General features: G+C 31.9%; 17 protein-coding genes and 2 tRNA genes. 8 read left to right on the forward strand and 11 right to left on the reverse strand.

The genetic code is table 11. The annotated features are described in order from the left end of the window. Positions 1 to 5: 5 nt before the first annotated feature. The 3 genes from C7448_RS03085 to C7448_RS03095 form a co-directional block, all read right to left on the reverse strand. Positions 6 to 1133: an aminotransferase class I/II-fold pyridoxal phosphate-dependent enzyme gene (locus C7448_RS03085; RefSeq protein ID WP_115899882.1), complete on the reverse strand. Its 1128-nt coding sequence runs from the start codon at positions 1131 to 1133 to the stop codon at positions 6 to 8. A gap of 46 nt (positions 1134 to 1179) precedes the next feature. Next, a tRNA-Asn gene (locus C7448_RS03090) sits at positions 1180 to 1253 on the reverse strand. 60 nt (positions 1254 to 1313) lie between these two features. Continuing rightward, a tRNA-Asn gene (locus tag C7448_RS03095) sits at positions 1314 to 1387 on the reverse strand. A 270-nt stretch (positions 1388 to 1657) separates the two neighbouring features. Between C7448_RS03095 and C7448_RS03100 the strand changes: the two genes are divergently transcribed. The 6 genes from C7448_RS03100 (at position 1658) to C7448_RS03125 (ending at position 8601) form a co-directional block, all read left to right on the forward strand. Further along, entirely contained in the window at positions 1658 to 4384 is a 2727-nt protein-coding gene (locus tag C7448_RS03100; protein ID WP_115899883.1) for a 2-oxoglutarate dehydrogenase E1 component, read from the forward strand. Between the two features lie 117 nt (positions 4385 to 4501). Next, a complete protein-coding gene (gene odhB / locus C7448_RS03105) occupies positions 4502 to 5710 on the forward strand; it encodes a 2-oxoglutarate dehydrogenase complex dihydrolipoyllysine-residue succinyltransferase (RefSeq protein WP_115899884.1) in 1209 nt (402 codons plus the stop codon). A 105-nt stretch (positions 5711 to 5815) separates the two neighbouring features. Beyond that, positions 5816 to 6700: a helix-turn-helix domain-containing protein gene (locus C7448_RS03110; RefSeq protein WP_115899885.1), complete on the forward strand. Its 885-nt coding sequence runs from the start codon at positions 5816 to 5818 to the stop codon at positions 6698 to 6700. Between the two features lie 95 nt (positions 6701 to 6795). After that, entirely contained in the window at positions 6796 to 7674 is an 879-nt protein-coding gene (locus tag C7448_RS03115; protein WP_115899886.1) for a nuclear transport factor 2 family protein, read from the forward strand. A 96-nt stretch (positions 7675 to 7770) separates the two neighbouring features. Continuing rightward, a complete protein-coding gene (locus C7448_RS03120) occupies positions 7771 to 8217 on the forward strand; it encodes an SRPBCC family protein (RefSeq protein WP_115899887.1) in 447 nt (148 codons plus the stop codon). 12 nt (positions 8218 to 8229) lie between these two features. Further along, positions 8230 to 8601, forward strand: coding sequence for a VOC family protein (locus tag C7448_RS03125; protein WP_115899888.1), 372 nt, complete (start codon positions 8230 to 8232; stop codon positions 8599 to 8601). 43 nt (positions 8602 to 8644) lie between these two features. Here the strand turns inward: C7448_RS03125 and C7448_RS03130 are convergent, their stop codons facing one another. Further along, positions 8645 to 9364, reverse strand: a complete 720-nt coding sequence (locus C7448_RS03130) for a DUF547 domain-containing protein (protein WP_115899889.1) — start codon at positions 9362 to 9364, stop codon at positions 8645 to 8647. Positions 9365 to 9812: 448 nt separating this feature from the next. On the opposite strand from C7448_RS03130, the gene C7448_RS03140 reads away from it, so the two are divergent. Together C7448_RS03140 and C7448_RS03145 are read left to right on the forward strand one after the other, a co-directional pair. Beyond that, positions 9813 to 10619 carry an alpha/beta hydrolase gene (locus C7448_RS03140; RefSeq protein WP_115899891.1) on the forward strand — a complete coding sequence of 269 codons (807 nt, stop codon included), beginning with the start codon at positions 9813 to 9815 and terminating at the stop codon, positions 10617 to 10619. Positions 10620 to 10626: 7 nt separating this feature from the next. Then, positions 10627 to 11229 carry a hypothetical protein gene (locus C7448_RS03145; RefSeq protein WP_147300489.1) on the forward strand — a complete coding sequence of 201 codons (603 nt, stop codon included), beginning with the start codon at positions 10627 to 10629 and terminating at the stop codon, positions 11227 to 11229. 4 nt (positions 11230 to 11233) lie between these two features. On the opposite strand, the gene C7448_RS03150 is transcribed toward C7448_RS03145, so the two are convergent. From C7448_RS03150 to C7448_RS03180, 7 genes are all read right to left on the reverse strand, one after another. Continuing rightward, the gene (locus tag C7448_RS03150; RefSeq protein WP_170136995.1) at positions 11234 to 11929 is read right to left on the reverse strand and encodes a LytR/AlgR family response regulator transcription factor; all 696 of its coding nucleotides are present in this window, start codon (positions 11927 to 11929) and stop codon (positions 11234 to 11236) included. Between the two features lie 232 nt (positions 11930 to 12161). Next, positions 12162 to 13475: a Fe-S cluster assembly protein SufD gene (gene sufD / locus C7448_RS03155; protein ID WP_115899894.1), complete on the reverse strand. Its 1314-nt coding sequence runs from the start codon at positions 13473 to 13475 to the stop codon at positions 12162 to 12164. Positions 13476 to 13578: 103 nt separating this feature from the next. After that, positions 13579 to 14328: a Fe-S cluster assembly ATPase SufC gene (gene sufC / locus C7448_RS03160; RefSeq protein ID WP_115899895.1), complete on the reverse strand. Its 750-nt coding sequence runs from the start codon at positions 14326 to 14328 to the stop codon at positions 13579 to 13581. A 10-nt stretch (positions 14329 to 14338) separates the two neighbouring features. Beyond that, positions 14339 to 15199 (reverse strand): N-acyl homoserine lactonase family protein, encoded by an 861-nt coding sequence (locus C7448_RS03165; protein WP_115899896.1) that lies wholly within the window; start codon positions 15197 to 15199, stop codon positions 14339 to 14341. Positions 15200 to 15217: 18 nt separating this feature from the next. Further along, on the reverse strand, positions 15218 to 16666 hold the full coding sequence (gene sufB, locus C7448_RS03170) for a Fe-S cluster assembly protein SufB (RefSeq protein ID WP_115899897.1): 1449 nt from the start codon (positions 16664 to 16666) through the stop codon (positions 15218 to 15220). A 30-nt stretch (positions 16667 to 16696) separates the two neighbouring features. Beyond that, positions 16697 to 17026, reverse strand: coding sequence for a HesB/IscA family protein (locus tag C7448_RS03175; protein ID WP_115899898.1), 330 nt, complete (start codon positions 17024 to 17026; stop codon positions 16697 to 16699). 135 nt (positions 17027 to 17161) lie between these two features. Further along, on the reverse strand, positions 17162 to 18229 hold the full coding sequence (locus tag C7448_RS03180) for a cytochrome-c peroxidase (RefSeq protein WP_115899899.1): 1068 nt from the start codon (positions 18227 to 18229) through the stop codon (positions 17162 to 17164).

The raw sequence follows: 18229 nt of genomic DNA on the forward strand, positions 1-18229 counted from the left end.
ATTTTTTAAACAAAAGTAGCAAGGTTCTCTAAAACATTGGTGATTTCTTCTTTAGAATTGTATGCGTGTAAACAAAAGCGTAAACGTTCTTGGTTTGTAGGGACGGTAGGTGATAAAATAGGCTTCACTTCAAAACCATGTTGCTGTAACTGCAAGGCAATACTTTTTACATGTTCATTGCCTGAGATAATACAGCAATGAATAGCAGAATTACTCTTAATAAAGTTTAATCGTAACCTATTGGATTCTGAAATAAAGTGTTGAATGTTATGTTGAAGTTGCTCTTTAGAGTTGCTAATAACTAATTCGTCGTGAGCAATCTTTATAGTAGCTAAAGCATGAGGAGATAAACCAGTAGTGTAAATAAAACTGCGTGAAAAATTAATAAGATATTGTTGTAGTTGTTTGCTTCCCAAAATGGCTGCTCCATGACAGCCTAAACCTTTTCCAAAAGTGATAATTCGGGCAAAAACTACATCTTCTAAATGTAATTTTTGAACTAATCCAAAATCAAATACCCCCAAAGCATGTGCTTCATCTATAACAAAATGTACATTCGTATGTTTTTGGATTATTTGTGACATTGCTGTTAAGTCAGGAGAATCTCCATCCATAGAAAAAACAGATTCTGTAACTATGTAAACTTCTGAATTATTGTCTTGGGCAAAACGAATAATTTTTTCTTCTAAATCTTTTATGTCGTTATGTTTAAACTTAAAAGATTTTGTATTCGATAGTTGTATACCATCTCTTATAGAAGCGTGAATAAGTTCATCGTATAAAATAATATCACCACGTTGAGGTACAGAAGAAAAAAATCCAACATTGGCATCATAGCCTGAATTAAAAATAAGAGCAGCTTCTGTATTATGGAGTTTAGCTAGCTGCTTTTCAGCTGTTGTGTATAGTTTATGGTTTCCAGAAAGCAATCGAGAACCTGTTGCTCCATTAATTTTGAAGTTATTATTAATTAAGTATTGATGTGTTTTATTAAAAATAATTTCAGATTTAGCAAAACCTAAATAATCGTTAGAAGAAAAATCAATAAGTAAATTTTCTTTGCCGAGTCTTCTCAAAGAGTTTTGGGTTACTCTTTGCGTAATTTTTTGTTGTAGTTTTTTAGGAAATTGCATGATGTAAAAATAAAAAAAAGACTTACGTGGTGTAAGTCTTTTTTTGCTCCCCCTCTTGGACTCGAACCAAGGACCCTCTGATTAACAGTCAGATGCTCTAACCAACTGAGCTAAGGAGGAATGTTCTTTTAGAACAATATATGTATGTTGTAGAAATTATCGGCTTCTACGTTGCCTTTGCTCCCCCTCTTGGACTCGAACCAAGGACCCTCTGATTAACAGTCAGATGCTCTAACCAACTGAGCTAAGGAGGAATTTAAAACACATGTGTCTTAAAATGCGAGTGCAAATTTAAGGGGTTTTTTTATATCTGCAAATTTTTTTTAATAAAAAGTGCATGTGATTTTTTTTATTTCTGAATTTTAGTAATTTTTTTAAAAAAAAGGATGTCTTTAACTGAAATTTAACAAAAAGTCAATACTCGTTAAAGAGTTTAAAATTAGACTAAAAAGGAATGGTATTTTTCGTAAAAGTTGTACTTTTGTCACCATTATTCTTATAGATAGAAAAGTATAACAAAATATATGGACAAGTTTTCGTTCTTAAACGCAACACATGCAGGTTTTATAGGTGATTTGTATGAACAATATCAAAAAAATCCTGATGCGGTAGAACCAAGTTGGAGAAGTTTCTTTCAAGGATATGATTTAGCTAACGAGAATTACTCATTAACAGATGAAGAAGTTTCGGTAGAAGTCCCTGAAGAAGTACGTAAAGAATTTTTAGTAATCGATTTAATCAACGGTTACCGTACCCGCGGTCATTTGTTTACCAAAACAAACCCAGTACGAAACAGAAGAACCTACACTCCAACATTAGATATAGAGAACTTTGGGTTAAATCAAACAGATTTATCTAAGGTTTTCAGTGCAGGAGAAATTTTAGGTATAGGACCTAAAAGTTTAACAGAAATCATAAACTACTTAAAGTCTGTTTTCTGCGAAAGCATCGGAGTTGAGTATATGTATGTACGAAATCCTGAAGAGTTAAAATGGTGGAACGATCGTTTGAATAAAAACGCAAACCATCCTAGTTACGATGTAGAATCTAAAAAGTATATTCTTACAAAGCTAAATCAAGCTTCAACTTTCGAAAGCTTTTTACAAACGAAGTACGTAGGTCAAAAAAGATTCTCTGTTGAAGGAGGAGAAACTTTGATCCCGGGAGTTAGTGTGGCGTTACGAGACGCAGCTGAAGAATATGGAGTAGAAGAGTGTGTGTTAGGAATGGCACACCGTGGACGTTTAAATACTTTAGTAAATATTTTCAAAAAACCAATTCGCGATCTATTTAGCGAATTTGAAGGAAAAGATTTCGAAGATCAAGACATAGATGGAGATGTTAAGTACCATTTAGGTTTAACCTTAAGCAAAGCGTATCAAGGTGGACAAAAGATGAAGATGAACTTAGTTCCAAATCCATCTCACTTAGAAACCGTTGATGCAGTAGCGGAAGGAATTGTTAGAGCTAAGATAGAGAAAGACTATGAAGGAAACGAAAATAAAATACTTCCAATCTTAGTACATGGTGATGCAGCTGTAGCAGCTCAAGGAATTGTGTACGAAGTTGTGCAAATGGCACAATTAAACGGATACAAAACAGGAGGTACTATCCACATTGTAGTAAATAACCAAGTAGGTTTTACAACCAATTATTTAGATGCCCGTTCAAGTACGTATTGTACTGATGTAGCTAAGGTAACCTTGTCTCCAGTACTACACGTAAATGCGGATGATGCAGAAGCGGTATGTCATGCAATGGAAATGGCGGTTGAATATCGTATGAAATTCAACAAAGATATTTTTATTGATTTGTTAGGATACCGTAAGTACGGGCATAATGAAGGAGACGAGCCACGATTTACACAACCAAAATTATACAAAGCAATTTCTAAGCATAAAAATGCAAGAGAAATTTATGCAAATAAATTAATTGAAGAGGGAAGCATAACAGCGGACTATTTACAGAAAATTACAGATGAATTTAAGACACATTTAGAAGCTGAATTCACAGAGTCTAAAAAGAAAGAAACATCTAAAATTCAGGAGTTCATGCCAGATGTATGGGATGGGTTTGTACGCAAGCAATTACAAGAAATGTTACAGCCTGTTGATACAACTTATTCCGTAGAAGATTTAAAAGGTATTGCAAGGGTAATTTCAAAAACGCCAGAGGGACACAAATTTGTACGTAAAGCTGAACGTATCTTAAAAGGTCGTGAAAAAATGGTGTTTGAAGATAACTTGCTAGATTGGGGTACTGCTGAGAACCTAGCGTATGGTACTTTATTAGAAGAAGGTTATGATGTACGTATTTCTGGAGAAGATGTAGAAAGAGGAACATTCTCTCACCGTCATGCAATTATGCGTGATGAAGAAACTTTAGAACGTGTAAACTTACTAAACACAAACCCTAAGAGTAAAGGAGAGATGACTATTTACAACTCTCACTTATCAGAATATGGGGTGTTAGGGTTTGATTACGGATATGCAATGGCAGCTCCAAATACATTAACAATTTGGGAAGCTCAGTTTGGTGATTTTGCCAACGGCGCACAAATTATGTTCGACCAATATATTTCTTCAGCAGAAGCTAAATGGAAGTTACAAAACGGATTGGTAATGTTACTACCTCATGGGTATGAAGGACAAGGGCCGGAACATTCATCAGGAAGAATTGAACGATTTTTACAATCATCATCAACTGATAACTGGACAATAGCAAATTGTTCAACCCCAGCAAATATGTATCACATATTGCGTCGTCAGATGAAGCGTGATTTTAGAAAACCGTTAATTGTTTTTACACCAAAAAGTTTGTTACGTTTACCAAAAGCAGTAAATACTATTGAAGATTTAGCAAATGGAACGTTCCAAGAGGTAATTGATGATACTATTGATACTTCAAAAGCTAAAAAAATGATATTCTGTACAGGTAAGTTCTATTATGACTTATTAGCAGAGCGTGAAAAGTTAGCAAGAGAAGATGTAGCGTTAATCCGTATTGAGCAGTTATTTCCATTACATAATGATAACATTAAAGCAGTAATGGATAAGTATCCAAATGTAGAACGTTATGTTTGGGCTCAAGAAGAACCTAAAAATATGGGAGCTTGGAGTTATATGTTAGAGCGTTTTGAATTGGCTAGATTAGAATGTGCTTCGGAAGAGTATCGTTCTGCACCAGCAGCAGGTTCAAGTGCACGTTTTAAAAGACGTCATCAAGCTATTATGGATAAGGTTTTTGATTAAAAAAAATAATGCGTTAGGGATTGTAGTAAGCTACCATGTAGCTCGAAAAGCCCGACCCGATAGGGAACGTCCAAATAAAAGAAATAAAATAATTCAGATATATAAAATTTAGAACTGATGGTTTTAGAAATGAAAGTTCCTTCTCCGGGGGAATCAATTACAGAAGTAGAAATTGCAACTTGGTTAGTTGAAGATGGTGATTACGTTGAGAAAGATCAACCAATTGCCGAAGTAGATTCTGACAAAGCAACGTTAGAATTGCCTGCGGAAGAAAGTGGAATAATCACTTTAAAAGCTGAAGAGGGTGATGCAGTAGCAGTAGGTGCAGTAGTTTGTCATATTGATATGGATGCTGCAAAACCAGAAGGAGCTGGAACGGCTAAAGCAGCAGCACCAAAAACTGAAGAGAAAAAAGAAGCGCCTAAAGCTGAATCAGCAAAAGAAACATATGCTACAGGTACTGCATCTCCAGCAGCTAAGAAAGTATTAGCTGAAAAAGGAATGAGTGAATCTGACGTTAAAGGAACTGGTAAAGACGGTCGTGTAACAAAAGAGGACGCTGTAAAGGCAGTGCCTTCAATGGGAACTCCAGGAATGGGTTCTCGTGGTACAGAGCGTAAAAAATTATCAATGTTACGTCGTAAGGTTGCAGAGCGTTTAGTATCTGTAAAGAATGAAACAGCTATGTTAACTACGTTTAACGAAGTAAACATGCAACCAATTTTCGATTTACGTAATGAGTATAAAGAAGATTTTAAAGCGAAACACGGAGTTGGTTTAGGGTTTATGTCTTTCTTTACAAAAGCAGTAGTACGTGCATTACAAATGTATCCAGCTGTAAACTCAATGATTGATGGTAAAGAAATGGTGTCATTCGATTTTCAAGATATTTCAATTGCAGTATCAGGTCCTAAAGGATTAATGGTTCCTGTAATTAGAAATGCTGAAAACTTAACATTTAGAGGTGTTGAAAGCGAAGTAAAACGCTTAGCAATTCGTGCTCGTGATGGACAGATTACTGTTGATGAAATGACAGGAGGTACGTTTACAATTACAAACGGTGGAGTATTTGGTTCTATGTTGTCTACACCGATTATCAACCCTCCACAAAGTGCAATTTTAGGAATGCATAACATTGTTAACCGTCCAATGGCGGTAAATGGAGAGGTAGTTATTCAGCCAATTATGTATGTAGCATTATCTTATGACCATAGAATTATTGATGGAAAAGAGTCAGTAGGGTTCTTAGTGGCTGTAAAAGAAGCGTTAGAAAACCCAGTTGAATTATTAATGGATAACAATCCTACCAAAGCGTTAGAAATGTAGTCGGAAATTTCGACTTATAAAGTATATTAATCCCGCACAAAAGTGCGGGATTTTTTGTTTAAGAATTGTTATTTTTATGAAATATACAGCTTATGTGTTTTACTTATGGAGAAAGAAATTCCTAACTTACTATTTAAATCTGAATCATCTGAAATATCAGACATAGAAATAATTGCCTTAGAAAAAATTAAAGAAGGAAAAGATAGTTTTACTCATTCTCCAGAAAAAGCACATCAATTAGAATTTTATCAATTAGCTTTTTATACAGAGGGAGTATCAGAGCAATTGGTAGATTTTGTTTGGTACAAAGTGCAAAAGAATACAGTAATTTATGTATCAAAAGGTCAGGTAAATGCATTCAAGTTTAATAAGGATTTAAAAGGTTATTTAATACTTTTTACTGAGGATTATTTAAAAAGGCAATTAGCAAAAATTCCAAAAAATACAGCTATTCGTTTATTAACTCCGCAACTTTTTTCTCCAATGGTTCAAGTAACTCAAACATCTAATTTACCAGAGTATGTACAATTAATTTTTAGGGAGTTTTATAAAACAACTGAAAGCTTTAATAAAAAGTATATTATTGACTCTTTATTTAGTATCATTTTTTCTAAAGTTGAAGAAATTAAGAAAAACGAAACAGATTATATTAAAGATTCTGAAAAACTAACGCTTTTTTTAAAGTTTCAAGCAAAGTTAAAAAAGACATTTGTAACTAATAAAAATGCTGTTTTTTATGCAAATGAATTAGGAGTAACTTATAAACATTTGAATGTTGTTGTTAAAGAGGTGATTAATAAAACAGCTAAACAATATATTGATGAGTTTGTAATTTTAGAAGCTAAGAGGAATCTTGTTAACTCTACAATTAAAAGTACAGAGTTATCCTATTTAATGGGGTTTGAAGAGTCTACGAATTTTGTAAAGTATTTTAAAAAGCGTACAGGATTAACCCCTAATGAATTTAAAAAAAGTTATATTAGAACTTAAAAGGTTCGATATTTACCATTTTATTCTTTTTATTGACCTATTTTCTACTTTCTTCCCGTTGTAATTTTGTCCTATCAATTTAAAAGATAAACAGAATGAAAAATACGATAGTTACAGCAGTTGGTTTTATGACGTTATTAAGTTGTAATTCAGTTCAAACAAATTCAAACCTACAAGATCAAATTAAAACGGATACAAAAATGGAAGATTTAAAAATTATAGCACAAAAAGCTCAGGATGCTTTTTTTACAGATTACGATGAAGAAGGAGTAAAAAAATATTTCGCAACTAATTATATTCAGCACAACCCACAAGTGCCTACAGGTATTGAACCAGTCTTGGGGTTTCTTCCTGTTTTAAAAGAAGCAAAAACAACATATACCAATCATAGGTTATTACAAGACGGAGAATTTATTGTTTTTCACAATTCTTATCATAATGCAGAGGCATTTGGAGCAAAAGAAGTTGTTGCTTTTGATGTCTGGAGAATGGAAGATGGCAAAGTTGCAGAACATTGGGATAATCTTACTCAAAAAGTTGATAAAACAGCTAGTGGACGTTCACAAGTTGATGGTGCTACTGAGATTACTGATTTGGATAAAACAAATTCAAATAAAGAGATTGTAACTAATTTTGTTAATGATGTTTTATTTGGAAAAGCATCAGAAAAGATTACTAACTATGTTAGTACAGAAGAATATCTTCAGCATAACCCGATGATAAAAGATGGTTTAGGTGGTTTAAACGAGGCAATTAATTATTTAGTTTCTCAAAACAATATCTTCAAATATCAAAAACTACATAAGGTGTTAGGAGAAGGTAATTTTGTTCTTACAATGAGTGAGGGAGAGTGGTATGGAAAACCTCAAGCTTTTTATGATCTATTTAGATTAAAGAATGATAAAATTGTTGAACATTGGGACGTTATACAGGAAATTCCAGAAGAAATGGCTCATACAAATGGAAAGTTTTAGTGTGTTGAATTTACTATGAAAGTTAAGCCTTATACAATTTGTATAGGGCTTTTGTTTAAATTTTAGTAACTTTAATAGCTATAAAATCAACTGATTATGAAAGTTACTGAGGAAGGATTTACCGTTTACCATAACTTTCCTATAAAAGAGTTATCTAATAAAGTTTTTAAAGCCATTACAAATCCAGACGATTTGATACATTGGTGGCCACTTAAATGCACAGGAACTCTTAAAATAGGGTCAGAATACAATTTCTTTTTTGGAGGAACTTACGATTGGTATGGTGAAGTAGTTGAATGTAAAGAGAATACTTCTTTTTACATAAAAATGACAAAGTCGGATGAAGATTGGAATCCTACTACTTTCGGTTTTGACTTGTTTGAAAAAGACGACGGGTTTACATGGATACATTTTTTTCATAAAGGATGGGCTGAACAAAACGATCACTTTAAACATTCTTCTTATTGTTGGGCATTGTTGTTAAAAGGGCTTAAAAATTATGTAGAAAAAGGGATTATTATACCTTTTGAAAATAGAAATTAAAAATATAAGATTATGAAACTAGGGGCTTTTTCAATCAGTTTAGCTGTAAAGGATATTGATAAATCAAAAGATTTTTATGAAATGTTGGGCTTTACTGTGTTTGCTGGTCAAATAGAAAAGAATTATTTGATTATGAAAAACGGAAACTCATTAATTGGCTTGTTTCAAGGAATGTTTGAAAATAATATTCTTACGTTTAACCCAGGTTGGGATGAAAGTGCCAATGTATTGGATGATTTTGACGATGTAAGAACCATTCAAAAACATTTAAAAGAAAATTACATTAAGTTGAAAAGAGAGGCAGGCAAAGATACTTCAGGCCCTGCCAGTATCGTTTTTTTTGATCCTGATGGGAATACAATTTTAATAGATCAGCATGTATAAAAAGACGAAAAAATAGCAAATGTTTTTCATCTTTTAGCATAACCTATTTATTATTTAAATTCCAATCGTAATCTAAGTATACGACTTCGGCATTGTCATTCGCTTTAACGTTAGAGTATTTATTTATATAGTCTACCAAGGTATTACGAGAAGTAAAGTCTTCTTGGTACCATTGAAATATTTTCGAAACTTCAACTTTAGTTAATGTAATCTTATTTTTTGTGGAGTCGTTTATAAAAGCTTTCATTAAGTTTTCTAATTTATCTTCTATATTCTCTTTTGTAAAAGCAAAGTTTACAAACCGAGGCCCAGATTTAGATGCTGCATTTAAGGCAACATGAATTCTTGAATCATCGTGCCATCGGCGAAGTATTTTATGTTCAATATAGTCTAGTGAGTATAGTTTTTTGCCAACAGAAGCAAAAGGAATTTTCCAAGCATTCCTTCCTTTACGTTTAATATCGGTAATTTTTTTTAAAGGATAACTGTCTAAAATTAATTTAATGGTGTAAGCATTGTAAGCATTAATCCAAAAAGCCTTAGCTTGATTTTGTGACCATTTATTATTAGGTATAGTGTTATCTAAATGCTTTATATAAATATCTAAAACCGCACGGTTTTTTCTTAGTCCTTTATAATCTACATTACCTTGAGAATCAACATAGGTTTTTAATAAAGCATTATATACATCAGTTTGTGCCTGTGTTTGAATACTCATAAAAATTAGTAAATAGGTAAAAGTGAGGGTAATTGTTTTTCGCATTTTTTAAATTTTAAGTAAATAAATTAGTCTACGATACTTTTGACGTAGATATATTTAATTCATTACATAAAATTTTATAGAAGTAAAAAACCATCCTAAGAGATGGTTTTCAAACTGTGAAAAATAGCAGTTTTTATTTCTTGCTAGGAAATGAGCTTATAGCAATAGTAACAATACCAATGGTAATGTAAGAATTAGTGTTGTTTTGTGCTTTGACCAAGTCTACATCACCAATAGAAATTTGTGTCTCTGGTTGAGTAAGTGTATAAATTCCATATACAAGAATTACAATACCAGCGATTAGTAATACCGATTTAATAGTTATTATTCATAATAAAGAGTCTTTTTATCACAAATCAAGAGCACTTCATACCATATAAGTCTTTTAAATGGGTGAGCGTAGGTAAGAGAGATATTTTTGATTTGGATTAATAAAAAAATATCAAAAATGATTATGTATTCTTACACTAAAAGATCACTCTTGTTTTTAAGCTTAATTTTCTTCTTTATAAGTTGTACAGATGAAGATTTACCTTCAAACATAAAACAAGAAAGCTTTACTCTAAAATCAGACTCAACAGGTTTTAAGTATGTTGTTAATATAGGCAGCCTAAAGGAAGTTGAGCTCACTAAAAATTATCATGTTATTTACTTACTAGATGGAGACGATTATTACAATGAATGTATGCAAGTGCTAAGTTCAGAAAATAGAGAGGATATTATTATAGTAAGTATTGGTTATGATGGAAGTAATGAAAGAGGAACAGACTATTCTTATCCATACGATAGAGATTTTGATGGTGACTCGGGAGGTGCCAAAAAATTTATTGATTTTTTAAATTTAGAGTTACTACCTAAAATAGAGGAAAATTACCAAATAAGTAGTCTAACAAAAACTATTTATGGTCACTCTTTAGGAGGATATTTTGCTTTATATGTTATGCTGCAAGAAGAACAAGAAAATACTTTTGATAAAGCAATAATAGTAAGTCCTAATTTAATGTGGTATAACTCATTTATTTTCGATTTAGAAGAAGAGGCTAAGGAGTTAAATTTATTAGATGGCAAAGCCTTTTATATGGCTATGGGAGACTTAGAAGGAGTTGGTATGAATGCGTCATTTGACGCAATGGTTAAGCAGCTAAAATTAAGCAATCATAATGATTTTAATTTTAACTATGAAAAGCTATATGATACTTCGCATAGAAATAGTCCAGTACAAGGATTTAAAAAAGGATTACAAATTATTGAATAAGAAAAAAATGAAGAAAATTATATTTATAGCATTGTTAAGTAGCTTTTTAATGAATGCTCAAGAGCAAAATATTACAAGAAAGTGGAAATTAGAGTTAGGCTATACGACTGATATAATTAATGCAAGTTTCGGAAAGCATTATGGGTTTGTTTTTAAAGCGAAAAGAAAATTGTTAGAAAGTAAGAAAATTACCTTAATGGCCGGAGCAGCCTACCAAAACAGTTTTATAAATGAAGACGAAAATATGTTTACAGATCATGTTGATGGTTACACAAGGGATTTGTCCGTTGTTGGTTTGGTAGATTTTAGTTTTTATCCTTTTAATAAAAGAAGATTTTATATGTCGGTTCAACCCTTTTTTGGATACACTAACTTAAAATCTAAAGGAAGTTTATATATAGATCATTTAGATATTTACGAAAAGTATAAAAACTCGTATTCTTATTTTAATTACGGAATGATAAACTCTTTAGGCTATACTTTTAATAGGGTAACTATAACCTTCGATGTTTGGAGTTCGTTAAAAGGAATTGCTGATAGCGGTAGATTTAGGCCAGGAGACTTTGATTCAAGGTTGTTTTTTGGAATAGGAGTAGGATACACATTATAAAAGTCTATTCTATATAATACTTGTCAAATTTCTCTTTAAATAACTTGAACTTATTTCTAGATACAGGAACCTCGTGTGAAACATCAGGAAATGAAATTTTATAGTTTCTTGCGTTTCCGGAGGTTCTTCTAATATTTTTAATGTTGATTATGTAAGAACGATGTGTACTTAAAATAAAGGAATAATCAGATAAATTATTAAGTAGTTTTTGAATTGATATTCTATAAGGTTTAATATCTACCGAGCTAAGGTTTTTAGTGTAAATATCTACATAATTTCCTTCAGATTTTGCAAATAAAAAAGTAGCAAGGTCAAGAATTAATGTTTCGTTTACATTATTCGTTTTTATAGATAAAACAATTTCTTTATCCTTTTGTTTTAATTCCTTTTCTAACTCTTTATTGTATGCTTTAATACTTTTTAAGTTCTCTTTTAAGATGATAACATAATTTATCCAAATGATAATAAGTATAGGTGTAGCGCCTATTAAAATAACATAAAAGAAGGTATTAATTAAACTTAAAAAAAAGTTGATGTTAGCTCCATTTTTAAATGAGTATAAAAAGCTGTTTTGAAAAAGAGTTATAGAAATAAGGATACCAAGAGTGAAGAGAAATTCTCTAACAGTGTTCCAGCTTTCTTTAATTTCAGCAGTAAAAAACACTTTAGGAACAAATTCAGTAAAAAATAAGATACTCAAAAAAGTAACTATGCTAGCCGTTAAACAGGCATAAAAATTGTTTGTAACTGTATTTTGAGTGAAGTAATAGTTAATTAGGAATATTACTATACTTAGTATACACGCAATAATAAGGTTCCTTTTGGTATGAAATAAATAAGGGTAAGGGATTGATAAGTTTTTTAAAAACTTAGATTTCATAACGGGACAAAATAATTAAAAAAGGCATTATTAAAAATAATGCCTTTTTCTTTTATAGTTCAAAACCGATGTTAACGCCTAATTTATTGGCAATTAATTTGGTAATTCGTTTCTTAACTTCAGGTATTTTAACACTTTCTAAAACAGTGTTAGCAAAGGCATACATTAATAAGGCTTTTGCTTCTTTTTTAGGAATACCTCTTTGTTGCATATAGAATAATGCTTGATCATCTAGTTGACCGATAGTACAACCATGGGAACACTTTACATCATCTGCAAAAATTTCTAATTGAGGTTTAGCGTTTATAGTTGCTTTATCACTTATTAAAACATTGTTGTTTTGTTGATAAGCATTGGTTTTTTGTGCTTCTTTTTCAACAATAACCTTACCATTAAAAACCCCCGTAGAACGATCAGCATAAATACCTTTGTAATCTTGGTGGCTCTCACAGTTAGGCTCTATATGGTTTACTAGTGTATGATGGTCAACATGTTGTTTTCCTTCAATAATAGTAATTCCTTTTAAAATAGAATTAATATGTTCTCCTTTTTGATAGAAGTTTAAGTTGTTTCTAGTAATATTCCCCCCGAAGGAAAAAGTATGTACAGAGCAGGTGCTTTCTTTCTGTTGCTCAATATATGTATTGTCAACTAAAGAAGCATCATTGTTGTCATTTTGAATCTTATAATAATCTACTGTAGCATGTGTATCTGTATAAATTTCAGTTACAGAATTTGTTAACACAGCATTATTATTAAGATTTTGGTGACGTTCTATAATTTGAACATGTGCATTTTGCTCTACAATAATTAAATTACGAGGTTGTAACATAGTTGCATGTTCTTTACCTGTAGTAAAATTAATTATTTGAATAGGTTTTTCAACTTCAATATTCTTAGGAATGTGAATAAATGCACCTTCAGTAGCAAAAGCAGTATTTAAAGAAGTTAAATTATCTTGCTTTGCTATTTTGTTAAAATATTTTTCAACAATAGGTTTGTATTTTTCTTTTGAAAAAGCGGCAGATAATAAACAAACATCTTTTCCATCATGAGTAGTGGTTGATAAAAAAGAGCTGTATTTTCCATCTACAAAAACTATTTTATAGCTGTCTATTTCGTGAATGAAATATTTTTTTACATCGGCAAATTCTACTGAAGCATCTCTGTCAGGAAATATACTATAGTCTTCTTTTAAAACTGAATTTAAAGAAGTGTATTTCCAAGCTTCTAACTTTTTAGTAGGAAAGCCTAGTTTTTCAAAATTTTGTAGTGCTTTTGTTCTTATTTCATGTAAACCTGAATTGATGTTTACACTGTCTTCAAAAGCTACGTATGATGATAATATTTTTTCTCTCAACTCCATTGTTTTTAGTTGTAAAGTTTATAAAGTATAAAAGTTTGTAAAACTGAAAAGAAGCTTATTATTACAGGGCTACTTTTCGCTTTTTACTTTTCAACTTTTCTAACTATTTTAACTCTGCTTTAATCCAATCGTACCCTTTTTCTTCAAGCTCTAAGGCTAGAGAAGCGTCTCCTGTTTTAACGATTTTTCCATCGTGTAAAACATGTACATAATCAGGAACGATATATTCTAATAAACGTTGATAGTGAGTAATAACTACTACAGCGTTATCTTTAGATTTTAATTTATTAACTCCATTAGCAACAATACGTAAAGCATCAATATCTAAACCGGAATCAGTTTCATCTAAAATAGCTAATTTAGGTTCTAACATAGCCATTTGAAAAACTTCATTACGTTTCTTCTCTCCTCCTGAAAAACCTTCATTTAATGAACGAGATAAGAATTTACGATCGATTTCTAATAATTCTGATTTTTCACGAATCTTTTTAAGCATATCCTTAGCAGGCATTTCTTCTAAACCTTTTGCTTTTCTAGATTCGTTAATTGCTGTTTTAATAAAGTTAGTAACAGTAACACCAGGAATTTCTACTGGGTATTGAAATGATAAGAATACACCAGAATGAGCCCTTTCTTCAGGAGCTAATTCACTAATATCTTCACCTTCTAACTCGATAGAACCAGAAGTTACGTCGTAAGTTTCATTACCAGCAATTACAGATGATAAGGTACTTTTACCTGCACCGTTTGGACCCATAATTGCATGAATCTCGCCTGCTTTTACTTCTAAGTTAATTCCTTTAAGAATATCTTTACCTTCTACCTGTGCGTGTAAGTTTTCTATTTTTAACATTACTGTATAGTTACTTTTTTAATAGATTTTGTAATTTTTTGAAATCTTTTGGTGAGTGTTGTATAATCACCTCAGCATTCTTTTCTTTAGCGAAAGCTTCAAACTTCTTCATACTTTCTAGAGTTTGCTCAACATCGTAATTAAAAGAAGGAATACCTTTAGTTTCTCTGTTTTCTTCAAAGTGATATAAATCACCTGTTAATAAGATTGGTTTTTCTAAACCAGCTTCAACATATAAAGCTTGATGACCTATAGTATGACCAGGCATATATTTTATAACTACCGTACCATCTCCAAAAACATCATGGTCACCATTTATTTTTTCTACATTTTTTAATTCCTTAATAGAATTATAGGTGTCAGGGTCCTTAACTTTTGCAGAATCACTAGTTATAAAATTATACTCATTCTCCTGAATTAACCACGTTGAATTCTTAAAGTAGTTAGCATGACCAGTATGATCAAAATGTGGGTGAGATAGGGAAATGTATTTAAAATCATCTATAGTTAAACCTAAAGATTTTAATTGATTCTTTAAAGAGTCTTTACGTTGTAATGTAAATGTACCAGTAGGTTCAGTAAAAGGCTCGTTTACAATTAAAGCTTCTGGTAACCCAGCATCCCACATTAAGTTTCCTTTAGGGTGAGAGATTACATAAAAACCATCTGAAAGTTTTTTAGACTGTCCTGTATATGTTGTGTCTTGAGAAAAAACTTCAAGTTTGTTAACTAAAATTGATCCACCATCTAAAACATGAAGTTTTACCTGAGGCTTCTCAATTGTTTTTTCTTCTGTTGTTTGTTTCTTTTCAGCGTTTTTACAACTAATTGTAATAATGCTTATAAGAGCTAATAAAAATATTTTCTTCATCTTACTTACGATTTCTTGTTAGCCCACACTTCCTTCTAAACTAATTTCTAATAGTTTTTGAGCTTCTACTGCAAACTCCATCGGTAATTTGTTTAATACTTCTTTACTAAATCCGTTTACAATTAATGCAATGGCTTTTTCTGTATCAATACCGCGCTGGTTACAGTAAAATAATTGATCTTCACCAATTTTACTAGTGGTAGCCTCGTGCTCAATTTGAGCTGATTTATTTTTAACTTCGATATAAGGGAAAGTGTGTGCACCACACTCATTACCCATTAATAAAGAATCACATTGTGAAAAGTTACGTGCGTTTTCTGCTCTAGAATTTACCTGTACTAAACCACGGTAACTATTTTGCGATTTACCTGCTGAGATTCCTTTAGAAATAATGGTTGACTTAGTATTCTTTCCTAGGTGAATCATCTTAGTACCAGTATCGGCTTGTTGATGATTATTTGTTACAGCAATTGAATAAAATTCACCTACAGAATTATTTCCTTTTAAAATACAACTAGGGTATTTCCAGGTAATTGCTGACCCTGTTTCAACCTGTGTCCAAGAAATTTTTGCATTAGTTTCACATAAACCTCTTTTGGTTACGAAGTTGAAAACTCCTCCTTTTCCTTCTGAATCTCCAGGAAACCAGTTTTGTACCGTTGAATATTTTATTTCAGCGTCATCTAGAGCAATAAGCTCAACAACTGCTGCATGTAGTTGGTTTTCATCACGTTGTGGGGCGGTACATCCTTCTAGATAAGAAACGTAACTACTTTCATCTGCAACAACTAAGGTACGTTCGAACTGACCTGTTCCTCCTTCGTTAATACGGAAGTAGGTAGATAGTTCCATAGGACAACGAACTCCTTTTGGAATGTAACAAAAAGATCCATCAGAGAATACTGCTGAATTTAATGCAGCGTAAAAATTATCTGTTGGAGGTACTACCGAACCAATATATTTTTTCACTAATTCTGGATGTTCTTGAATAGCTTCAGAAATAGGCATAAAAATAATCCCTTTTTCAGCTAGTGTTTCTTTAAATGTAGTAGCTACTGAAACAGAATCCATTACAATATCAACTGCTACATTAGCTAATTTTTTTTGCTCATCTAAAGAAATTCCAAGTTTTTCAAACGTAGCTAGTAAATCAGGGTCAACCTCATCTAAGCTGTTTAATTTGGGTTTTTGTTTAGGTGCTGAGTAGTAAGAAATATCTTGAAAACTCGGTTTTTTATAGGTAACATTTGCCCACTCTGGCTCTTCCATTTGTTCCCAAATTCTAAAAGCTTCTAAACGCCATTCAGTCATCCATTCTGGCTCGTTTTTCTTTTTAGAAATGGCACGAACAATATCCTCGTTTATCCCATTAGGAAACTTATCACTTTCAATATCAGTATAAAAACCATATTCGTACTCTTTGGTTTTTAATTCTTCTCTTAAATCGTCCTCGGTGTATTTACTCATCAGTTTTGTATTCTTTTTGTGATGTAAGGCTTATAGAGAGAAACTCTCTCCACAACCACAAGTTCTGTTAGCATTAGGATTGTTAAATACGAATCCTTTACCGTTTAAACCTCCAGAATATTCTAAAGTTGTTCCAACTAAGTATAAAAAACTCTTTTTGTCAACAACAATTTTTACGTTGTTGTCTTCAAAAACTTTGTCGTTTTCTTGTTGGGTTTTGTCAAAAGTTAAGTCGTATGATAATCCTGAACAACCGCCACTTTTCACTCCAACACGAACAAAGTCGGTTGTAGTATCAAATCCGTCATCAGTCATTAGTTCAATGACTTTCTTTTTTGCTGTGTCTGAAACTTTTATCATCGTTTAAATAGATTAAATCTAAGTGACTGCAAAGATAATGACAAAATATGATTTATATCATTTTTTGAAATGAATATAGTTATTAAGCGATAAAAATTGTCTATACTTTAAATCTGCTTGCTGATTGTTAGAAGATTATTGCTGAAAATCAGGATTGTTTACAAAATTTGTATCAGAAAGACTCAAAAGAAAAGCTTTTAAGTCAGCTTTATCTTTGTTTGAGAGTTGTACACCTCCTTGATTGGCTTTTTTCATTAAAGGGTCGATTGTAGAAGATAACTTTAATCCTTCAGAATAATGATTTATTACTTCTTCTAAAGTAGTAAATCGCCCATCGTGCATGTAAGGAGCGGTGAATTTTAAGTTTCGTAAGGATGGGCTTTTAAATTTTCCATTATCGTTAGGGTCACCTGTAACAGCGCCTAAACCTAAGTCGGTGAAAGTTTCGTCTAAACCATTGTTATGGAATTTGTTGTCTGTCCATAAAGGGTTGTTGTCGCTTCCATGACAATGAAAACAATCGCCACGAGTTTCCTCCATAAAAACATTGAATCCGTTTTGTTCTTCAGGAGTCAATTCAACTTTTCCTAAAAGAAATTGATCAAATTTTGAGTTCCCTGAAATTAAGGTTCTTTCAAATTGAGCGATTGCTTTGGTAACTAAGGTTGAGTCTATTTTAGATGCTCCAAAAGCTTGTTGAAAAAGCGTTGGGTATTCAGCATGTTCTTGTAATTTTTCAGCTACATTTTCCCAGTTACTATGCATTTCAATTGGGTTACGTACAGGTGAAAATACTTGACGTTCAATACTGAGTTCTTTTCCGTCCCACATAAAGCGTTCATCAAAGTTCCAAGCTAAATTAAATAACGGCATTGAATTTCTTGTTCCGAATTTACCATCAACACCTTCACTAAATTGAGTATCATCAGTAAATGCTCTTTTAGGGTTGTGACAGCTTGCACAAGATTGAGTATTGTCTTTAGATAAAATGGGGTCAAAGAATAATTTTTTGCCCAAGGCTATGCCTTCTTCGGTTAAAGGGTTGTTGGTTGGAATAACAGGAGCAATTAATTTTTGTTGAAATAACTCCGGGATTTCTAAACTAGTTTGAACAGGTGTGTATACACTCTCTTCTTCTCCTTTTGAAGAACAACTTATTAAAAGAAGTAGTAGCAAAGTAAGATGTATACTTTTTTTTATCAT

Origin of the sequence: Tenacibaculum gallaicum, assembly GCF_003387615.1 — a bacterium.
In the GTDB taxonomy this organism is placed as follows: domain Bacteria; phylum Bacteroidota; class Bacteroidia; order Flavobacteriales; family Flavobacteriaceae; genus Polaribacter; species Polaribacter gallaicus.

What these genes read in the sequence shown, in the direction of transcription:
- C7448_RS03085 (WP_115899882.1), bottom strand. Translation starts at nt 1,133, where the DNA reads ATGCAATTTCCTAAAAAACTACAACAAAAAATTACGCAAAGAGTAACC.
- C7448_RS03100 (WP_115899883.1), top strand. Translation starts at nt 1,658, where the DNA reads ATGGACAAGTTTTCGTTCTTAAACGCAACACATGCAGGTTTTATAGGT.
- odhB (WP_115899884.1), top strand. Translation starts at nt 4,502, where the DNA reads ATGGTTTTAGAAATGAAAGTTCCTTCTCCGGGGGAATCAATTACAGAA.
- C7448_RS03110 (WP_115899885.1), top strand. Translation starts at nt 5,816, where the DNA reads ATGGAGAAAGAAATTCCTAACTTACTATTTAAATCTGAATCATCTGAA.
- C7448_RS03115 (WP_115899886.1), top strand. Translation starts at nt 6,796, where the DNA reads ATGAAAAATACGATAGTTACAGCAGTTGGTTTTATGACGTTATTAAGT.
- C7448_RS03120 (WP_115899887.1), top strand. Translation starts at nt 7,771, where the DNA reads ATGAAAGTTACTGAGGAAGGATTTACCGTTTACCATAACTTTCCTATA.
- C7448_RS03125 (WP_115899888.1), top strand. Translation starts at nt 8,230, where the DNA reads ATGAAACTAGGGGCTTTTTCAATCAGTTTAGCTGTAAAGGATATTGAT.
- C7448_RS03130 (WP_115899889.1), bottom strand. Translation starts at nt 9,364, where the DNA reads ATGCGAAAAACAATTACCCTCACTTTTACCTATTTACTAATTTTTATG.
- C7448_RS03140 (WP_115899891.1), top strand. Translation starts at nt 9,813, where the DNA reads ATGATTATGTATTCTTACACTAAAAGATCACTCTTGTTTTTAAGCTTA.
- C7448_RS03145 (WP_147300489.1), top strand. Translation starts at nt 10,627, where the DNA reads ATGAAGAAAATTATATTTATAGCATTGTTAAGTAGCTTTTTAATGAAT.
- sufD (WP_115899894.1), bottom strand. Translation starts at nt 13,475, where the DNA reads ATGGAGTTGAGAGAAAAAATATTATCATCATACGTAGCTTTTGAAGAC.
- sufC (WP_115899895.1), bottom strand. Translation starts at nt 14,328, where the DNA reads ATGTTAAAAATAGAAAACTTACACGCACAGGTAGAAGGTAAAGATATT.
- C7448_RS03165 (WP_115899896.1), bottom strand. Translation starts at nt 15,199, where the DNA reads ATGAAGAAAATATTTTTATTAGCTCTTATAAGCATTATTACAATTAGT.
- sufB (WP_115899897.1), bottom strand. Translation starts at nt 16,666, where the DNA reads ATGAGTAAATACACCGAGGACGATTTAAGAGAAGAATTAAAAACCAAA.
- C7448_RS03175 (WP_115899898.1), bottom strand. Translation starts at nt 17,026, where the DNA reads ATGATAAAAGTTTCAGACACAGCAAAAAAGAAAGTCATTGAACTAATG.
- C7448_RS03180 (WP_115899899.1), bottom strand. Translation starts at nt 18,229, where the DNA reads ATGATAAAAAAAAGTATACATCTTACTTTGCTACTACTTCTTTTAATA.